General features: G+C 74.6%; 18 protein-coding genes. 13 read left to right on the plus strand and 5 right to left on the minus strand.

Annotated elements, in window-relative coordinates:
- Positions 1-73 precede the first annotated feature (73 nt).
- The 4 genes from ACFQ8E_RS00495 (at position 74) to pstB (ending at position 4,078) form a co-directional block, all read left to right on the plus strand.
- Positions 74-1,183 (plus strand): phosphate ABC transporter substrate-binding protein PstS, encoded by a 1,110-nt coding sequence (locus ACFQ8E_RS00495; protein WP_430548604.1) that lies wholly within the window; start codon positions 74-76, stop codon positions 1,181-1,183.
- A 93-nt stretch (positions 1,184-1,276) separates the two neighbouring features.
- Positions 1,277-2,272 (plus strand): phosphate ABC transporter permease subunit PstC, encoded by a 996-nt coding sequence (gene pstC, locus ACFQ8E_RS00500; protein WP_430548605.1) that lies wholly within the window; start codon positions 1,277-1,279, stop codon positions 2,270-2,272.
- A complete protein-coding gene (pstA, locus tag ACFQ8E_RS00505) occupies positions 2,269-3,243 on the plus strand; it encodes a phosphate ABC transporter permease PstA (protein WP_430548606.1) in 975 nt (324 codons plus the stop codon). Before pstC ends, pstA begins: the two co-directional genes overlap by 4 nt.
- A 55-nt stretch (positions 3,244-3,298) precedes the next feature.
- Positions 3,299-4,078 (plus strand): phosphate ABC transporter ATP-binding protein PstB, encoded by a 780-nt coding sequence (gene pstB, locus ACFQ8E_RS00510; protein ID WP_430548607.1) that lies wholly within the window; start codon positions 3,299-3,301, stop codon positions 4,076-4,078.
- Between the two features lie 9 nt (positions 4,079-4,087).
- On the opposite strand, the gene ACFQ8E_RS00515 is transcribed toward pstB, so the two are convergent.
- Positions 4,088-4,975: an oxidoreductase gene (locus ACFQ8E_RS00515; RefSeq protein ID WP_430548608.1), complete on the minus strand. Its 888-nt coding sequence runs from the start codon at positions 4,973-4,975 to the stop codon at positions 4,088-4,090.
- A 66-nt stretch (positions 4,976-5,041) separates the two neighbouring features.
- On the opposite strand from ACFQ8E_RS00515, the gene ACFQ8E_RS00520 reads away from it, so the two are divergent.
- The gene (locus ACFQ8E_RS00520; protein ID WP_430548609.1) at positions 5,042-5,644 is read left to right on the plus strand and encodes a TetR/AcrR family transcriptional regulator; all 603 of its coding nucleotides are present in this window, start codon (positions 5,042-5,044) and stop codon (positions 5,642-5,644) included.
- A gap of 69 nt (positions 5,645-5,713) precedes the next feature.
- Here ACFQ8E_RS00520 and ACFQ8E_RS00525 read toward each other — a convergent pair whose 3' ends face one another.
- Positions 5,714-6,205, minus strand: a complete 492-nt coding sequence (locus ACFQ8E_RS00525) for a hypothetical protein (RefSeq protein ID WP_430548610.1) — start codon at positions 6,203-6,205, stop codon at positions 5,714-5,716.
- A gap of 271 nt (positions 6,206-6,476) precedes the next feature.
- On the opposite strand from ACFQ8E_RS00525, the gene ACFQ8E_RS00530 reads away from it, so the two are divergent.
- The 3 genes from ACFQ8E_RS00530 (at position 6,477) to ispF (ending at position 8,267) form a co-directional block, all read left to right on the plus strand.
- Positions 6,477-6,959 carry a CarD family transcriptional regulator gene (locus ACFQ8E_RS00530; protein WP_079570762.1) on the plus strand — a complete coding sequence of 161 codons (483 nt, stop codon included), beginning with the start codon at positions 6,477-6,479 and terminating at the stop codon, positions 6,957-6,959.
- Between the two features lie 82 nt (positions 6,960-7,041).
- Positions 7,042-7,770, plus strand: a complete 729-nt coding sequence (gene ispD / locus ACFQ8E_RS00535; protein WP_430548611.1) for a 2-C-methyl-D-erythritol 4-phosphate cytidylyltransferase — start codon at positions 7,042-7,044, stop codon at positions 7,768-7,770.
- Entirely contained in the window at positions 7,767-8,267 is a 501-nt protein-coding gene (gene ispF, locus ACFQ8E_RS00540) for a 2-C-methyl-D-erythritol 2,4-cyclodiphosphate synthase (RefSeq protein WP_430548612.1), read from the plus strand. The genes ispD and ispF overlap by 4 nt, the downstream gene beginning before the upstream one ends.
- Positions 8,268-8,289: 22 nt before the next feature.
- Here the strand turns inward: ispF and ACFQ8E_RS00545 are convergent, their stop codons facing one another.
- Positions 8,290-8,946 carry a D-alanyl-D-alanine carboxypeptidase family protein gene (locus ACFQ8E_RS00545; RefSeq protein WP_430548613.1) on the minus strand — a complete coding sequence of 219 codons (657 nt, stop codon included), beginning with the start codon at positions 8,944-8,946 and terminating at the stop codon, positions 8,290-8,292.
- Between the two features lie 86 nt (positions 8,947-9,032).
- Between ACFQ8E_RS00545 and ACFQ8E_RS00550 the strand changes: the two genes are divergently transcribed.
- Together ACFQ8E_RS00550 and ACFQ8E_RS00555 are read left to right on the plus strand one after the other, a co-directional pair.
- Complete coding sequence (locus ACFQ8E_RS00550; protein ID WP_430548614.1) at positions 9,033-9,740, plus strand: response regulator transcription factor; 708 nt, start codon at positions 9,033-9,035, stop codon at positions 9,738-9,740.
- Positions 9,733-10,863 carry a sensor histidine kinase gene (locus ACFQ8E_RS00555; protein WP_430548615.1) on the plus strand — a complete coding sequence of 377 codons (1,131 nt, stop codon included), beginning with the start codon at positions 9,733-9,735 and terminating at the stop codon, positions 10,861-10,863. Before ACFQ8E_RS00550 ends, ACFQ8E_RS00555 begins: the two co-directional genes overlap by 8 nt.
- A 9-nt stretch (positions 10,864-10,872) precedes the next feature.
- Here ACFQ8E_RS00555 and ACFQ8E_RS00560 read toward each other — a convergent pair whose 3' ends face one another.
- Positions 10,873-12,288 carry a D-arabinono-1,4-lactone oxidase gene (locus tag ACFQ8E_RS00560; protein ID WP_430548616.1) on the minus strand — a complete coding sequence of 472 codons (1,416 nt, stop codon included), beginning with the start codon at positions 12,286-12,288 and terminating at the stop codon, positions 10,873-10,875.
- Between the two features lie 135 nt (positions 12,289-12,423).
- On the opposite strand from ACFQ8E_RS00560, the gene ACFQ8E_RS00565 reads away from it, so the two are divergent.
- From ACFQ8E_RS00565 to rlmB, 3 genes are read left to right on the plus strand one after another with little or no spacing between them, the layout of a single operon-like run.
- Complete coding sequence (locus ACFQ8E_RS00565) at positions 12,424-13,623, plus strand: alanine racemase (RefSeq protein WP_430548617.1); 1,200 nt, start codon at positions 12,424-12,426, stop codon at positions 13,621-13,623.
- A 24-nt stretch (positions 13,624-13,647) separates the two neighbouring features.
- Positions 13,648-15,072 carry a cysteine--tRNA ligase gene (gene cysS / locus ACFQ8E_RS00570; RefSeq protein WP_430548618.1) on the plus strand — a complete coding sequence of 475 codons (1,425 nt, stop codon included), beginning with the start codon at positions 13,648-13,650 and terminating at the stop codon, positions 15,070-15,072.
- A gap of 28 nt (positions 15,073-15,100) precedes the next feature.
- Positions 15,101-16,081, plus strand: coding sequence for a 23S rRNA (guanosine(2251)-2'-O)-methyltransferase RlmB (rlmB, locus tag ACFQ8E_RS00575; RefSeq protein WP_430548619.1), 981 nt, complete (start codon positions 15,101-15,103; stop codon positions 16,079-16,081).
- A gap of 33 nt (positions 16,082-16,114) precedes the next feature.
- Here rlmB and ACFQ8E_RS00580 read toward each other — a convergent pair whose 3' ends face one another.
- Positions 16,115-17,425, minus strand: coding sequence for a DUF4032 domain-containing protein (locus ACFQ8E_RS00580; protein ID WP_430548620.1), 1,311 nt, complete (start codon positions 17,423-17,425; stop codon positions 16,115-16,117).
- Positions 17,426-17,463 lie beyond the last annotated feature (38 nt).

Raw genomic sequence — 17,463 nt, forward strand, 5'->3', positions numbered from 1 at the left:
TGCGTGCCTAGCGTTCCCGACGAACGCCGGTACTTCGCCGGTGTCCCTCCGTGTGAACAGGATGGAACGAGACGTGAAGCTCAGCCGATTCTCCCGTGCTGGATCCGCCGTGGCGGTCGGCGCGCTGGCCCTGACCCTCGCCGCGTGCGGCTCGGACCCGGCCGCCCCCGGCGCGGAGTCCACCGGTGGTTCGCAGGACGGCGGCTCGTCCCTCTCGGGCGAGCTCAGCGGCGGCGGTGCCTCCTCGCAGGAGTCCGCCCAGGAGGCGTGGCGCGCCGGCTTCCAGACGGCCAACCCTGACGTCACCGTCAACTACGACCCCGTCGGCTCCGGCGGCGGCCGCACCGGCTTCACCGACGGCTCGTACGCCTTCGCGGGCTCCGACGCCGCTCTGGACGAGGACGAGATGAAGGCGGCCGAGGCCCAGTGCGGCGAGGGCGGCGTCATCGAGTTCCCCGGCTACGTCAGCCCGATCGCCATCGCGTTCAACCTCGACGGCGTCGACTCGCTGAACCTCAAGCCCGAGGTCATCGCGGGGATCTTCTCGGGTGAGATCGCGACCTGGAACGACGACGCGATCGCCGCCGACAACCCGGACGCCGAGCTGCCGGACACCGCGATCACCGTGGTGCACCGCTCGGACGACTCGGGCACCACCGAGAACTTCCAGGCCTACCTGCACGAGGCCGCCCCCGACGCCTGGGACCACGAGCCCGAGGGCGTCTGGCCGATCGAGGGCCAGGAGTCGGCCCAGGGCACCTCCGGCGTGGTCTCGGCCGCGCAGTCCGGCGAGGGCACCATCACCTACGCCGACGCCTCCCAGATCTCCGACCTGGGCACCGTGGCGGTCGGCGTGGGCGACGAGTTCGTGCCGTACAGCGCCGAGGCGGCCGCCGAGGTCGTCGCGCAGTCGCCGCGGGCCGAGGGCACCGCGGACGGCGTGTACTCGATCGAGCTGAAGCGCGACGTCGCCGGCACCTACCCGGTCGTCCTGGTCTCCTACCTCCTGGCCTGCGGCACCTACGCCGACCAGGCGCAGGCGGACCTGGTCAAGGGCTACATGTCCTACCTCGTGAGCGAGGACGGCCAGCAGGTGGCCGCCGACGCCGCGGGCTCCGCGCCGCTGTCGGCCGACATCCGCGACGCGGTGCAGCCGTCGATCGAGGCGATCACGGCCGGCTGACCCCGCCCGCAGGCCGCCGGTCGGGTCGTCGAGCAGTCCCTCGACGAGCCCGGCCGGCGGCCGTCACCACCGCACAGGCAACGAGGAGAACGAGTGACCACCACCGTCAGCCCGCCCCCGCAGCGGGTGCCGGGCAGACCGCGCCGACGCGGGCGGACCACCGACCGCGGCTTCAACCGGGTCTTCCGCTGGATCGCCGTCGGCGCCGGCGTCCTGATCCTGGCCGTGCTGGCCGCCGTCGCGGTGTTCCTGCTGCAGCAGGCCTGGCCGGCCCTGACCGCCGGGTCGGACGAGCTGGCGGCCTCGGTGCCGCGCTACCCCGAGGACACGTCGCTGCTCGAGTACGTCGGACCGCTCGTGTTCGGCACGCTGCTCGCGGCGGCGCTCGCCCTCGCGATCGCGACGCCGGTCGCGATGGGGATCGCGCTGTTCATCTCGCACTACGCGCCGCGGCGGCTGGCCCAGCTGCTCGGCTACCTCGTCGACCTCCTGGCGGCCGTCCCCTCGGTGATCTACGGCCTCTGGGGCATCTTCGTGCTCGGCCCGGCCGCGCTGCCGGTGTGGGAGTGGCTGAACTCGTGGTTCGGCTGGTTCCCGCTCTTCGCCGGCCCGGTCTCGCCCACCTCGCGGGTGCTCGCGACGGTGTCCGTCGTGCTCGCGGTGATGATCCTGCCGATCATCACCGCCGTCGCCCGCGAGGTCTTCCTGCAGACGCCGAAGCTCCACGAGGAGGCGGCGCTCGCGCTCGGCGCGACCCGCTGGGAGATGGTCCGCACCGCGGTGCTGCCCTTCGGCCGGTCGGGCGTGATCTCGGCCGCGATGCTCGGCCTGGGCCGCGCGCTCGGGGAGACGATGGCGGTCCTGATGATCCTGTCGCCCGGGTTCCTGTACTCGTTCAAGATCCTCGACAGCGCCCAGCAGCAGACCATCGCCGCGTACATCGCGCTCGACTTCCCGGAGGCGAGCGGGCTCGCGGTGAACACGCTGATCGCCACCGGCCTCGTGCTGTTCGTCATCACGCTGGCCGTCAACATGGCCGCGCGCGCGATCGTGGCGCGCCGCAAGGAATTCTCGGGGGCCAACGGATGAGCACCGCCACCATCGACCCTGCCGGCCCCACGGGCCCCGCCGACGCCACCGCGCGCACGCGGGCCGCGCTGACCGGCGCCGACGGCGCCCGGCGCCGCAAGGACCGCACGATGACGGTGCTGATCTGGGGCGCGTTCGTCGTGGCCATGGCACCCCTCGTGTCGCTGATCTGGACGGTGCTGAGCAACGGCGCCGGCCGCATCAGCATGGACTTCCTGACGCTGTCGATGCGCAACATCTTCGGCGGCGACCCGAGCGGCGGCATCTACCACGCCATCGCCGGCACGCTGATCATCACGGCCCTCGCCACGGTGATCTCGGTGCCGATCGGCCTGCTCACCGCCATCTACCTCGTCGAGTACGGCAAGGGCGCGCTGGCCCGCGCGGTGACGTTCTTCATCGACGTCATGACGGGCATCCCGTCGATCGTGGCCGGCCTCTTCGCCGTCTCGCTGTTCACCCTGATCCTCGGGCCGGGGGTGCGGATGGGCATCATCGGCGCCGTCGCGCTGTCGGTGCTGATGATCCCGGTGGTCGTCCGCTCCTGCGAGGAGATGCTCAAGCTCGTGCCGCACGAGCTGCGCGAGGCGTCGTACGCGCTGGGCGTGCCCAAGTGGCTGACGATCGTCAAGGTCGTGCTGCGCACCTCGGTGGCCGGCCTCACCACCGGCATCCTGCTCGCCGTCGCCCGCGTGATCGGCGAGACGGCGCCGCTCCTCGTCACGGTGGGCGTCACCGACTCGATCAACTTCGACCCCTTCGAGGGCCGGATGATGACGCTCCCGGTGTTCGCCTACCGCCAGTACAGCCAGGGGCTGGCCACCTGCCCGGGCGGGGAGTCGGCGACCTGCGTGGCCGACATCGCGATCCAGAACGCGTGGGGCGCGGCGCTCGTGCTGATCGTCCTGGTGCTCGCCCTCAACCTCATCGGCCGGCTGGTGAACCGCTGGTTCTCCCCGAAGCTGCGCTGACCCGCAGCCCCCGCCCGCCGCAGCCCACCGCGCAGCCCAGAGAAAGAGACAGACGATGGCACAGCGCATCGACGTGAAGGACCTCAACATCTACTACGGCGACTTCCTCGCCGTGCAGGACGTGTCGATGACGATCGACCCGAAGTCGGTGACGGCGTTCATCGGCCCCTCCGGGTGCGGCAAGTCGACGTTCCTGCGCACGCTCAACCGGATGCACGAGGTGATCCCGGGCGCCCGCGTGGAGGGCACCGTGGAGATGGAGGGCGTCGACCTGTACGGCGACGACATCGACCCGGTGGCCGTGCGTCGCAACGTGGGGATGGTCTTCCAGCGCCCCAACCCGTTCCCGACCATGTCCATCCGCGACAACGTGCTCGCGGGCGTGCGGCTGAACAACCGCCGCATCGGCAAGGCGGCCGCGGAGGAGCTCGTCGAGGGCTCGCTGCGTGGCGCGAACCTGTGGAACGAGGTCAAGGACCGCCTCGACCGGCCGGGCTCCGGCCTGTCCGGCGGGCAGCAGCAGCGTCTGTGCATCGCGCGCGCCATCGCGGTGAAGCCGCAGGTGCTGCTCATGGACGAGCCGTGCTCCGCGCTCGACCCGATCTCGACCCTCGCGATCGAGGACCTCATCGGCGAGCTGAAGCAGGACTACACGATCGTCATCGTGACGCACAACATGCAGCAGGCGGCGCGGGTCAGCGACCGGACGGCGTTCTTCAACATCGCCGGCACGGGCAAGCCCGGCCGCCTCATCGAGATGAACGAGACGTCGACGATCTTCTCCACCCCGTCCGAGCAGGCCACCGAGGACTACGTCTCCGGTCGCTTCGGGTGACCGTCCCGCTCACCGGGCGGCGACCTCGGCGGGGAACGTCGTGCCGGTGAGCTCTTCCGAGACCTCCCACAGCCGGTGTGCGACGGCGGTGTCCCTGGCTCGCGCCGACCGGCCGACGAGCGCCGGGGCACCGCGCCCCTCGAGGAAGCCGCTCGGCCCCGCGTAGCTGTCGCCCGGCACGTCGGCGACCGCCGCGTAGAGGGTGGGCAGGGCGCCGTCCTCGGCGCTCTGCGCGACGGGGACCGACACGCGGTGCAGCAGGTGCCGGACGCCGCGGCGCTCGCTCAGCAGCCGCGTGGCGGCCATCCCGGGATGGGCGGCGACGGCGACCACGGAGGTCCCGGCCGCCGTGAGGCGTCGTTGGAGCTCCGCCGTGAAGAGCAGGTTGGCGAGCTTCGACTGCCCGTAGGCCGCCATCGGGCGGTACCGGCGGCGATCCCAGTTCAGGTCGTCGAAGTCGATGGCGCCGAACCGGTGCGCGTTCGAGGAGACGGTGACGACGCGCCCGCGCACCCGGGGCAGCAGCAGGTTCGTGAGCGCGAAGTGCCCCAGGTGGTTGGTGCCGAGCTGCAGCTCGAACCCGTCGGCGGTGCGCGAGAGCGGCGGCACCATCACCCCGGCGTTGTTGACGAGCACGTCGACGGGCTCGGCGAGGTCCGCGGCGAACGCCCGGACGGAGGCGAGGTCGGCGAGGTCGAGCGGCCGGACGACGACCTCGCCGGACATCGCGCGGGCCGCGGCGCGGCCCCTGTCGACGTCGCGGACGGCGAGCACCACGCGCGCCCCGCGCGCGGCGAGCACCTCCGCGGTGACGCGCCCGATGCCGCTGGTGGCTCCCGTGACGACGACAGTCCGGCCGGGCTGGGCGGGGACCTGGGCGAGCGTGAAAGTAGGCATGGACTACAAAGTAGTCAGTGGCTACTCATGTGGTCAACGGCAACATGGCGCGGCTAGGCTCAGGGCGTGCCCGAGCCCGTCGCCGAACGCCCCTACCACCACGGCAGCCTCCGCGCCGCCCTGCTCGACGCCGCGGAGCGCCGCCTGCGCGCGGACGGGGCGGACCGGCTCTCGCTGCGCGACCTCGCGCGCGAGGTCGGGGTCAGCCACGGGGCGCCCCGGCGGCACTTCGCCGACCGGCAGGCGCTCCTCGACGCGCTCGCGGAGTCCGGGTTCGATCGCCTGGACCGGGTGCTGCGCGAGGCGCTGGACGGCGCCGGCGACGAGTTCGAGCCGCGCCTGCGCGCCGCGGCCGTGGCCTACACCCGGTTCGCGACCGAGAGCACCTCGCTGCTCGAGGTGATGTACGCGGGGAAGCACGGCCCCGGTGCCGACCGGATCCTCGCCGCGGCGGCGGAACCGTTCGGGCGGTTGCACGCGCTCGTCGCCCAGGGGTGCGACGAGGGGCTGCTCGCCGGGGGCGACCTCGACCTGACGTCGACGGTCCTGCTCGCGACGCTCCAGGGGATCGCGGCGCTCGTCAACGGGGGTGTCGTCGACCCGCGGCGGTGCGACGGCCTCGTCGAGGCCGCCGTCGACCAGTTCCTGCACGGGGCGGGCCCGCGCTGACCTCGCCCGTGGGCGGGGACGACGCAGGGCGGGCCGCAGCACGTGCCGCGGCCCGCCCTGTGCGGTGGGTCAGACGCCCGAGGTGTTCGGCACCCAGGCCGCGTACTCGGGGAGCGTGCCGTCCATGACCGGCAGGAAGAAGTCCTCGTCCGTGCCGGCGCCGGACAGCGTCGCGTCGAGGTCGCCGCCCGGGTGGGTGGCCACGGTGCCGAGCTGGGCGTCGACGGCCTGGTCGCTCACCTGGTCGGCGCTCAGGTAGATGGTCTGCCCGGCCGGCACCGTGAGCGAGATCGGCTCGGCGCCCTCGGCGGCGAGCACGAAGTCGACGTCCTCGGCCGAGCCGTTCGCCAGCGCGCCGAGCACGGCGCCGGGCTCACCCTCGCCCTCGGAGACGACCATGAGGTTGATGCCGCGCACCTGGTCGGTGAGGTTCACGCGGACGCCGTCGGACGGGGCGTACGGCTTGGTGGTGATCGTGGGGGAGCAGGCGGCCAGCAGCAGGGCGCCCGCCATGACGCTGGCGGCGGCGACGAGGCGTGCGGGGCGGGCGGAGCGGGACACGAGCTCTCCTTCGAAGGCGTCGGCTCGCGGGCGCGGGTGGCCGCGCGGGCGCGGGGCATCAGGGTTCCCCCACGTCAGGCGGGGAGGGGCGGGCCTGCAGGGGCCCGCCGACATCTTAACGATGCCGGACGCGCGCTGCGTCCATGATTGCGCTTCCAGGCCTCTGACCTGCGCAAACGGGTTCGTCACAGGGCTGTGGAGAGGCCGTGGGGCGGGGGAGTGTCAGCCTCCCCGTGATAAACTCGTCGACTGGGAAAGGGGACATCTGCAGATGACGTTCACAGTAGGCGAGACGGTTGTCTACCCGCATCACGGCGCCGCGCTGATCGAGGAGATCAAGACGCGCAAGATCCGTGGCGAGGAGAAGATGTACCTCAAGCTCAAGGTTGCCCAGGGCGACCTGACGATCGAGGTCCCGGCGGAGAACGTCGACCTCGTGGGCGTGCGCGACGTGGTCGACCAGCAGGGGCTGGACCGCGTCTTCGAGGTGCTGCGCGCGCCCTACACGGAGGAGCCGACCAACTGGTCGCGCCGGTACAAGGCGAACCTCGAGAAGCTCGCGTCCGGCGACGTGATCAAGGTCGGCGAGGTCGTGCGCGACCTGTCGCGCCGCGACGCGGACCGTGGCCTCTCGGCGGGCGAGAAGCGCATGCTCGCGAAGGCTCGCCAGATCCTCGAGTCCGAGGTCGCGCTCGCGGAGGGCGTCGACGAGGAGAAGGCCGGCGCCATCATCGACGAGGTCCTCGCGTCCTGAGGCCTCCCGTCACCAGCGCTGCACGACGGCGACCTGCGGCTCCGGCCGCCGGTCGCCGTCGTCGTTCCGGTACCGTGACGCCGTGACGACGCTCGCGATCCTCACCGCCGCGGGGTCCGGCACCCGCCTCGGCCGGGACCTGCCGAAGGCCCTGGTCGACCTGGCGGGCTTTCCCCTCGTGGTGCACGCCGCCCGCCGCCTCGCCGCCTCGGGCGTCGTCGACTCCCTGGTCGTCACGTGCCCCGCGGGCCTCGACTCCGCGGTGCGCGACGTCGTCGCGCAGGACCCGCACGTGGACGTGCCGGTCCGCGTGGTCGAGGGCGGCGGCACCCGGCAGGCGTCCGTCGCCGCGGGCCTCGCCCTCGCCGGCCCGGACGACGACGTGGTCCTCGTGCACGACGCCGCGCGCCCGCTCGCCCCGCCGCGTCTGGTGCGCCGGGTCGTCGACGCGGTGCGTGCCGGCCACGGCGCGGTCGTGCCGGGGCTGCCGGTGACCGACACGGTGAAGCGCGTCGTCCCGGCGTCGACCGCGGGCGGGCCGGACGTCGAGCGGGTCGTCGAGACCCCGGACCGCGCGGTGCTGCGCGCGGTGCAGACGCCGCAGGGCTTCGACCGCGCGCTCCTGGCGCGCGCGCACGCGCAGGGCGCGGCCCGGGCCACGGCGGAGGGGCTGGCGGCGACGGACGACGCGGGGCTGGTCGAGGCGCTCGGCGAGACCGCCTACGTCGTCACCGGCGAGGAGACGGCCATGAAGATCACCACCGAGCGCGACCTGCAGGTGGCCGCGCTGCTGCTGGAGGAGGAGTCGTGACCGCGTCGCCCGCGGGGCTGCCGCGCACCGGGCTCGGCGTCGACGTGCACGCCTACGCCCCCGAGGGGTCCGACCGCGAGCTGTGGCTGGGGGGCCTGCGCTGGCCGGGGGAGCGACCGCTCGCCGGGCACTCGGACGCCGACGTGGCGGCGCACGCCGCCGCCGACGCCTTGTTCTCCGCCGCGGGCATCGGCGACCTCGGCACCCACTTCGGCACCAGCGAGCCCGAGTGGGCCGGGGCCGCGGGGAGCACCCTGCTCGCCGAGGCGGCCCGGCGCGTGCGGGCGGCGGGGTTCGAGATCGGGAACGTCGCCGTGCAGGTGATCGGGAACCGGCCCAAGGTCGGCCCGCGCCGGGCCGAGGCCGAGGCGGCGCTCACGGCCGCGGCCGGGGCGCCCGTCTCCCTGAGCGCCACCACGACCGACGGCCTGGGGCTCACCGGCCGGGGCGAGGGCGTCGCGGCGATCGCCACGGCGCTCGTGGTCGCCGCCGGCTGAGCCGGTCGGCACCGGCCCCGCCTCACTGCTGCAGCCGCGGGTCCTGCGACGGGTCGGCGTACGGCTCCGGGCAGCCCTGCGCGGCGGCGTCCGGGCGCAGCTCGACGTGCCACGGCTCGTTCGCGTACACCCGGCACAGCCCGTAGGCGGCGCCGTGGTCCGCCACCCACTGGCTGCCGCCCGACTGCTGCAGGTCGACGGCGTCGCCGCTGACGTGCGACGACGTGTCGGCCGAGGCCACCCAGCGGGCCGCCTCGGCCGCGGACCCGTACTGGGCGACCGCCTCGCGCAGCAGCCGGTCCTGGTAGGCGGCCGAGCGCCAGGCGCTGTTGACGAAGAACGTGACGCCGTCCTGCTCGGCGTCGGCCGCGGCCGCCTGCAGGGCGGCGAGCAGCGCGGGGTCGAGGTTCGCCAGGGCCGGGAGCGCGTCGTCGAACACGGTGGTGCCGTCGGGGACGTGGCCGGCGGCCTCGCCGTCCCGCGCCCCGCGGTCCGGACGGTCGGCGGGAGCCTTCGCCGGCGCGACCGACGTCGTCGCGGGCGGGGGCGACGACGCCTGGCAGGCCGCGAGCCCGGCCGCCGCGGCGGCGACGACGGCGAGCGCGAGCGCGGTGCGGGTCCGGCGGGCCGTCCGGGCGGCGGGGGTGCGGGACGCGAGGGCGTGTCGGTGGTGGAGCATGCCCCCAGTCGAGCCGGGGCGGTGTTGCCCGGGCGTATGCGCTGCTCGATACGCGGACGATAGGTGCCGCTCCGTAGCATCGAGGCATGCGTGTGCTGATCGTCGAGGACGAGCCGTACCTGGCCCAGGCCGTCCGCGACGGGCTGCGGCTGGAGGCCATCGCGGCGGACGTCGCCGGCGACGGCGGCACCGCCCTCGAGCTGCTGGGCGTGAACTCCTACGACGTCGCCGTGCTCGACCGTGACATCCCCGGCCCGTCGGGGGACGAGGTCGCCGCGAGCATCGTCGCGTCCGGGAGCGGGCTGCCGATCCTCATGCTCACGGCCGCGGACCGTCTCGACGACAAGGCCACCGGGTTCGAGCTCGGGGCCGACGACTACCTCACCAAGCCGTTCGCGATGCGGGAGCTCGTGCTGCGGCTGCGCGCCCTCGACCGGCGGCGGGCCCACAGCCGGCCGCCGGTGCGCGAGCTCGCGGGCCTGCGCGTGGACCCGTTCCGCCGGGAGGTCTACCGCGACGGGCGCTACGTCGCGCTCACCCGCAAGCAGTTCGCCGTGCTGGAGGTGCTGGTCGCGGCCGACGGCGGCGTCGTCAGCGCGGAGGAGCTGCTGGAGCGGGCGTGGGACGAGAACGCCGACCCCTTCACCAACGCGGTGCGCATCACGGTGTCGGCGCTGCGCAAGCGGCTCGGCGAGCCGTGGGTGATCGCCACCGTGCCCGGCGTCGGCTACCGCATCGCGACCGGGCCCGAGGACGGGGCCCCGCACGAGGCGCGCGAGGCCCGCCGTGGCTAGGAGCCCCGGCCCGAGCGTCCGGCTGAAGCTCACGCTCAGCTACGCCGGGTTCCTCGTGGTGGCCGGCGCGCTGCTCCTCGCCGTCGTGTGGGTCTTCCTGCTGCGGTACGTGCCGGACACGATCATCGTCGACGTCGCACCGTCCCGCCCCGGGCCCGGGCAGTTCGTCCCCAACCGCTCCGACCTGGAGCGCGCGTTCGCCCCACGGGCGGCCTGGGCGATGGTCTTCCTCCTGGTGTTCGGCCTGCTCGGCGGGTGGTTCCTCGCCGGGCGGATGCTCGCCCCGCTGGACCGCATCACCGACGCCACCCGCCGGGCGGCGGAGGGTTCGCTGTCCCACCGGGTCCGGCTCGCGGGCCGGCAGGACGAGTTCCGCGAGCTCGCCGACGCGTTCGACGCGATGCTGGCCCGGTTGGAGGCGCAGGTCGCCGAGCAGCAGCGGTTCGCGGCGAACGCCTCCCACGAGCTGCGCACCCCGCTCGCGGTGACGCGGACGCTGCTCGAGGTCGGTGCCCAGGACCCGGAACGGGACACGGAGGAGCTCCTGCGACGGCTCGAGGCCGTCAACGCGCGCGCCATCGACCTCACCGAGGCGCTGCTCCTGCTCAGTCGCGCCGACCGGGGGACGTTCGTGCGGGAGCGCGTCGACCTGTCCCTCGTCGCGGAGGAGGCGGCCGAGACGCTGCAGCCGCTCGCGGACGGGCGGGGCGTCGACGTGCGGGTCGGGGGCGACGTCGCCCTCGCGGCGGGTTCGCACGCGCTCCTGCTGCAGCTCGCCACGAACCTCGTGCACAACGCGATCGTGCACAACCTCCCGGCGCGCGGCACGGTGCGGGTGGAGACCGCCGTCCGGGGCGACGACGTCGTGCTCACCGTCGAGAACTCGGGGGAGCCGCTCGACCCGAGGCTCGTCCCCACGCTCGTCGAGCCGTTCCAGCGCGGCGGCGGGCGCACGCACGGGGAGCACGCGGGCGTCGGGCTCGGCCTGGCGATCGTGCGGAGCATCGCCGAGGCGCACCAGGGCACCCTCGCGCTCGCCGCTCTGGGGGACGGCGGCCTGCGCGCCACGGTGCGGCTCCCGGGGGAGCGGGCCGCCCCACCGGGGTGGTGGCCCTCCGCCTAGTCGTGGCCGCTAGTCGGCGGTGCCGAGGACCGTGTCGGTGTAGCCGTTGCGGAAGACGCCGTCGGGGTCGACGGCGGCCCGCACGCGGGCGACGTCGGCCAGGGGGTAGTGGTCGGCCAGGTACTCCGCCGTGCGGGTGTGCATCTTGCCCCAGTGCGGCCGCCCGCCCGCGGCGGCGAAGATCTGCTCGGCCGCGCTGAAGTACCGCTGGTACGGCATCGGCGCGTACTGGTGCACCGCGACGTAGGCCGTCTCGCGGCCGTGCGCCGTCGAGAGCCAGACGTCGTCGGCGGCGGCGAAGCGCACCTCCACCGGGAACGGGACGGGCTCGCCGGAGGCGCGCAGCCAGGCGTCCAGGTCGTCGAGCACCGGGCGCAGCGCGGCGCGCGGCAGGGCGTACTCCATCTCCACGAACCGCACGCGGCGGCGGGTCACGAAGACGTCGGCCGAGGGCGCCAGGTACGTCTTCGCGCCCAGCGCCCGGGCGCTCACCGCGTTGAGCCGGGGGACGATGCCGGGTGCGGCGAACGCGAGCCGGTTCGCCACCTCGAAGACGCCGTTGGACAGCACCTCCTCGTCGAGCAGCGCGCGGGCGCGGGCGCCCGCCGTGCGGACGGCGCCGCGGGCGCCGGCCCGGCCGGCCGCCCACCCCTCGACCTCGTCCGCCGTCGCGCGGTTGTTGCGCTTGGTCAGCGCCCGGCGGGTGCCGGGGAACCAGTAGAACTCCGCGTGGTCGTTGCCGTCGACGTACTCGTCGAGCCCTTCCAGCACCCGGTCCAGCGGCCAGGGCTCCTCCTGGGCCCGCAGCCAGAACGCGGGCACCACCTCGAGCGTGACCGCGGACAGCACGCCCGCGACGCCGAGGCCCAGCCGCGCCACCTCGAACAGCTCGCGCTCGGGCGAGCCCGGGGCCGCGGCGTCCGACGCGGACCGGACCACGCCGTCGGCCCCGACCACGCGGACGCCGCGCACCTGCGTCGCGAGGCCGCCCAGCCGCGCGCCGGTGCCGTGCGTGCCGGTCGAGATCGCGCCCGCGACGGACTGGCGGTCGATGTCGCCGAGGTTGCGCATCGCCAGGCCGAGCGCCGCGAGCAGGCGGTTGAGATGGTGCAGCCGGGTGCCGGCCCGGACGGTGACCAGCGACGTGCCGTCGGCCTGCGGCGTCACCGCCTCGATGCCGCTGAGGTGGTCGAGGCCCACGTGCACGCCGTCCGTCACCGCCGCGGCCGTGAAGGAGTGGCCCGCGCCCATCGCGCGCACCCGCAGCCCGTCGGCGGCGGCCCCGGCGACGACGGTGCCCAGCTCGCCCTCGTCGCGCGGCGCGACGCGGCGCGCGGGCTGCCACGAGTGCGTGCCGCCCCAGGTGCGCAGCGGGGTGTCGGGGGTGGCGGGGGCCGGTGTGCGGGCGACGGTGCTCGAGGTCACGCGGCACACTCTGCCACGGGCGGAGGCCCCGGCGGATCCCCCTCCGGGTGGATCGTCGGCGACCCGTCGGATCGCCCGCAGGATCACCCCGCACGGCCGTCGGACGACGCCCCGCGCCCGGTGTAGCGTGCGGTCATGACCCAGACGGAGCGGCTGGCCCGCGCCACCGCGCACCTGTCCGCTCCCGTGGCCGTGGTCGACCTGGACGCCTTCGACGCCAACGCCGCCGACCTGCGCCGCCGCGCCCGGGGCATCCCCGTGCGGGTGGCGAGCAAGTCCGTGCGGGTGCGCTCGCTCGTCGGCCGGGCGCTCGATGCCGGGTTCCAGGGCGTCATGGCGTTCTCCCTGGCGGAGGCGCTCTGGCTCGTGCAGGAGGGGGTGCGCGACGTCCTCGTCGGCTACCCCACCGTGGACCGGGACGCGCTCGCGCGGCTCGCCGCCGACGTCCGCGCGCGGCGCGAGGTCACGCTGATGGCGGACGACGTCGCCCAGCTCGCCCTCCTGGACGCCGCCCTGTCGTCCGTCGAGGTGCCGGCGGGGACGGGCGACCTGCCCGACGTCGCGGTCTGCCTGGACGTCGACGCGTCGCTGCGCCTCGACGCCGGCCCGCTGCACCTGCACCTGGGCACGCGGCGGTCGCCGCTGCGCACCCCGGACGACGTCGCCGCGCTCGCCCGCCGCGTCGAGGCGCTGCCCGGCGCGCGACTGCGGGGGCTCATGTTCTACGAGGCGCAGGTCGCGGGCCTGCCCGACACCAACCCGGCCGTCCGGCTGGTCAAGAGGCTGTCGGTGGCCGAGCTGTACGGGCGCCGGTCGGCCGTCGTCGAGGCCGTGCGCACCGCCGTCGGGCGCGCCGTGGAGCTGGTGAACTCGGGCGGCACGGGCTCCCTCGAGACGTCGTCGGTCGGGCCCACCGTCACGGAGGTGACCGCGGGCTCCGGGCTGTTCGTCCCCGGCCTGTTCGACGGGTACCGCTCCTTCGACCCGCGGCCCGCCGCGTTCTTCGGGCTCGACGTCGCGCGGGTGCCCGCCCCGGGCTGGGCGACGGCGTTCGGGGGCGGGTACGTGGCCTCCGGGCCGGCGGGGCGCTCGCGGCTGCCACGGGTCGCGACGCCCGGCTGGTCGCTCACCGGCACCGAGGGCGCGGGGGAGGTCATGACGCCGCTGCGCGGGCATCGCGACGCGCCGCCCCTCGCCGTCGGGGACCGCGTGTGGCTGCGGCACGCCAAGGCGGGCGAGCTCATGGAGCGGTTCGACGTCGTCCACCTGGTGCGCGGCGACGAGATCGTCGAGTCGGTCCCCACCTACCGCGGCGAGGGACGCACCTTCGGCTGAGGGACCGGCCGGTACCCTGGACCGGTGAGCCTGCACCTGTACGACACCGCGACGCGCGACGTGCGCGCCTTCGTCCCCCTGAACCCGGGCGAGGTCGGTATCTACCTGTGTGGCGCCACCGTGCAGGCCCCGCCCCACATCGGCCACCTCCGGCCCGTCATCGCGTTCGACGTGCTGCGGCGTTGGTTGGAGCGCTCGGGGCTGCGGGTCACGCTGATCCGCAACGTCACCGACATCGACGACAAGATCCTCGCCAAGGCCTCCGCGGCCGGCGTCGCCTGGTGGGCGCACGCCGCCGCGCACGAGCGGATGTTCACGCGCGCCTACGACGCGCTCGGCGTCATCCCGCCGACGTACGAGCCGCGGGCGACGGGTCACGTGCTCGACATGGCCGAGCTCATGCAGCGCCTGGTCGACCGCGGGCACGCGTACACGACCGGACCGGGCGACGTCTGGTTCGACGTGCGGTCGTGGCCCGCGTACGGCGAGCTGACGAAGCAGCGGCTCGAGGACCTCAACCCCGAGCCCGCGGGCGACGACGTCGCGGCGTCCGCCAAGCGGGACCCGCACGACTTCGCGCTGTGGAAGGCGCCCAAGCCGGGCGAGCCGGGCACGGCGTCCTGGGAGACGGCGTTCGGCCGCGGCCGGCCGGGCTGGCACCTCGAGTGCTCCGCGATGGCCCGCCGCTACCTCGGCGACACGTTCGACATCCACGGCGGCGGCCTCGACCTGCGGTTCCCGCACCACGAGAACGAGCAGGCGCAGTCCCGCGCCGCCGGGTACGGCTTCGCGCAGCGCTGGATGCACTGCGCGTGGGTCACCCAGCAGGGCGTCAAGATGAGCAAGTCGCTGGGCAACGGCCTGCTCGTGAGCGAGCTGCTCGCGCAGGCGCCCGCGCCGGTGATCCGGTACGCCCTCGCGGCGGTGCAGTACCGCTCGATGCTCGAGTGGTCGCCCGACACCCTGGACGAGGCCCGCACCACCTGGGAGCGGCTGTCCGGCTTCGTGGACCGCGCCACCGAGCGCGTCGGCGGGGTGCCCGCCGACGAGGTCGCGAAGGCCGAGCTGCCGGTCGGGTTCGTCGAGGCGATGGACGACGACCTCAACGTGCCCGCCGCGCTCGCCGTCGTGCACGAGCACCTGCGCGCCGGCAACAGCGCGCTGGCGTCGCGCGACGACGCCGCGGCGCGTGAGGAACTCGTCGCCCTGCGCGGCATGCTCGACGTCCTGGGCCTCGACCCGCACGACCCGCAGTGGGCCTCGGGATCCGACGACTCCACGGCGCGCTCCGCCCTGGAGTCGCTCGTCGCGGCCGAGCTCGACGCGCGGGTCGCCGCGCGCGCCGCGAAGGACTGGGCCACGAGCGACGCCATCCGCGACCGCCTCGCGGCCGCCGGCGTCGTCGTGCAGGACTCCGCCGACGGTGCCCGCTGGACGCTGACCGACTGACCCGCTCGACCACCTGAGAAGAGACACCATGGCAGGCAACACCCGACGTCCCGGGGCCGTCCGCAAGGCCGGCAGCAAGAAGGGCGCGCAGGTCGGCACCGGCGGGCACAGCCGCAAGGCGCTCGAGGGCAAGGGCCCGACGCCGAAGGCCGAGGACCGCACGTACCACCCGGCGCACAAGCGCAAGGTGGCGGCCGAGAAGCGGCAGGCCGTGCAGGCGCAGAAGGGCGCCAGCAAGGGCGTCGTGCGCGGCACGCGCCGCCCCACCGGCGGCGCCGAGGTGGTCGCGGGCCGCAACGCCGTGCTCGAGGCGCTGCGCACCGACGTGCCGGTCACCGCGGTGCACCTCGCCGCGCGCATCGACCACGACGACCGCACGCGGGAGATCCTCGAGCTGGCGTCGACCCGCTCCGTGCAGCTGCTCGAGGTGAGCCGCACCGAGCTGGACCACCTCACCGAGGGTTCCGTGCACCAGGGCGTCGCCGCGCAGGTGCCGCCCTACGACTACGCGGACGTCGAGGACCTGCTGGACGCCGCCGCCGAGGCCGGCCAGCCGCCGCTGATCGTCGCGCTCGACGGCGTCACCGACCCCCGCAACCTGGGCGCCGTGCTCCGGTCCGCCGGGGCCTTCGGCGCGCACGGCGTCGTCGTGCCGTCGCGCCGGTCGGCCGGCGTCACCGCGTCGGCGTGGAAGGTGTCCGCGGGCGCGGCCGCCCGGGTGCCCGTGGCCAAGGTGACCAACCTGGCGCGCACCCTCACCGACCTGAAGAAGTCCGGCGCGTTCGTCGTCGGTCTGGACGCCGGCGGGGACACCACCGTGCGCGACCTCGCGTTCGCCACCGACCCGCTGGTGCTGGTCGTCGGCTCCGAGGGGCACGGGCTCTCGCGCCTGGTGCGCGAGACCTGCGACGCCGTCGCGTCCATCCCCATCTCGTCCGACGTCGAGTCGCTGAACGCGGGCGTCGCCGCGGGCATCACGCTCTACGAGGTGGCCCAGGCCCGCCGCTGACCCGGGCCCACCGCGCCGCCCGGGAGCGGGCGGTCAGGTCGACAGGTGGAAGTGGTCGTCCTCGGGGGCGGCGTCCGGTCCGGCGCCCATGTCGACGATGTCGACGTCGCCCTCGCGGTCCGGCTCGCCCGGCGGCAGGCCGAGGATCGCCTTCTCGTCCCGGCGGTGGCGCAGCACGTGCTCCACGTAGGACGCCGTGGCCTCGGGCATCGGGACGTCGCGCCCCGCCTGCTCGGAGATGAACCAGCGGTGGTCCAGGATCTCGTGGAACAGCTGGGCCGGCTCGAGCTTGCGGCGCAGCTCGCGGGGGACGGCGCGGATGGTCGGCTGGAAGATGTTCTGCGACCAGTCGTGCGCGACCATCTGCGGGTCGTCCTCCTGGCGGTCCGTGGCCGCCACGTACGAGTCGAGGTCGTTGAGGAGCCGGCGGGCCTGGTTGTCCTGGACGTCGAGGCCGGTGAGGCGGAACAGGCGGCGCGAGTGGTGCCCGGCGTCGACCACCTGGGGCTGGATGCGCACGGTGGTGCCGTCGATGTCCGTGGTGATCGACAGCTCGCCGACGTCGAAGCCCAGGTCGTTGAGCCGGTCGATGCGCGCCGCGACCCGCCAGCGCTCGTCGGACCTGAACGACTCGACGCCCGTGAGCGCCTCCCACAGCTCCGTGTACCGGGACACGAGGGCGTCGCCGATCGCGATGGCGTCGACCTCCTCGTCGAGCAGCTCGCCCGCCTCGAGGTCGAACAGCTCGCCGATGATGTTGGTGCGGGCGAGGTCCACGTCGTAGGAGCGCTGACCGGGGGTGAGCTCGCGGTGCAGGTCGCCGGTCTCGGCGTCGACGAGGTAGGCGGCGAACTGGTGCGCGTCGCGCCGGAACAGGGTGTTCGACAGCGACACGTCGCCCCAGTAGAAGCCGACGAGGTGGACCCGCACCAGCAGGACGGCCAGCGCGTCGATGAGGCGGGCCGCGGTGTCGGGGCGCAGGGCCTGGCTGAACACGGCCCGGTAGGGGAGCGAGAACGCGAGGTGCTCCGTGACGAGCGCGGCCTCGAGCGGCTCGCCGTCGTCGTCCCGCCGGCCCGTCACGACGCCCACCGGGCGCACGGCGGGGATCTCGAGCTTGCGCAGCTGGCGCAGCAGGTCGTACTCGCGGAACGCGACCGCCTCGCTGATCTCCTTGATCGCGAGCACGCGCCCGTCGAGGCGGACGAACCGCACGACGTGGCGCGAGATGCCGCGGGGGAGGGCGGCGAGCACGTCCGCGGGCCAGTCGGCCAGGGGGGCGCGCCACGGCAGGTCGAGCAGCGCGGAGTCCGGCGTCGCCGAGGTGATCTGCAGCTGTTCCACGTCGCTCCAGGTGTCGTACGGGAGGCCGGATGTCGTGC

Origin of the sequence: Isoptericola sp. NPDC056573 (assembly GCF_042793335.1) — a bacterium.
Taxonomy (GTDB): Bacteria; Actinomycetota; Actinomycetes; order Actinomycetales; family Cellulomonadaceae; genus Isoptericola.

Coding starts and splice junctions, on each gene's coding strand:
- pstA (WP_430548606.1), top strand. CDS start 2,269: ATGAGCACCGCCACCATCGACCCTGCCGGCCCCACGGGCCCCGCCGAC.
- pstB (WP_430548607.1), top strand. CDS start 3,299: ATGGCACAGCGCATCGACGTGAAGGACCTCAACATCTACTACGGCGAC.
- ACFQ8E_RS00515 (WP_430548608.1), bottom strand. CDS start 4,975: ATGCCTACTTTCACGCTCGCCCAGGTCCCCGCCCAGCCCGGCCGGACT.
- ACFQ8E_RS00530 (WP_079570762.1), top strand. CDS start 6,477: ATGACGTTCACAGTAGGCGAGACGGTTGTCTACCCGCATCACGGCGCC.
- ACFQ8E_RS00545 (WP_430548613.1), bottom strand. CDS start 8,946: ATGCTCCACCACCGACACGCCCTCGCGTCCCGCACCCCCGCCGCCCGG.
- ACFQ8E_RS00550 (WP_430548614.1), top strand. CDS start 9,033: ATGCGTGTGCTGATCGTCGAGGACGAGCCGTACCTGGCCCAGGCCGTC.
- ACFQ8E_RS00565 (WP_430548617.1), top strand. CDS start 12,424: ATGACCCAGACGGAGCGGCTGGCCCGCGCCACCGCGCACCTGTCCGCT.
- rlmB (WP_430548619.1), top strand. CDS start 15,101: ATGGCAGGCAACACCCGACGTCCCGGGGCCGTCCGCAAGGCCGGCAGC.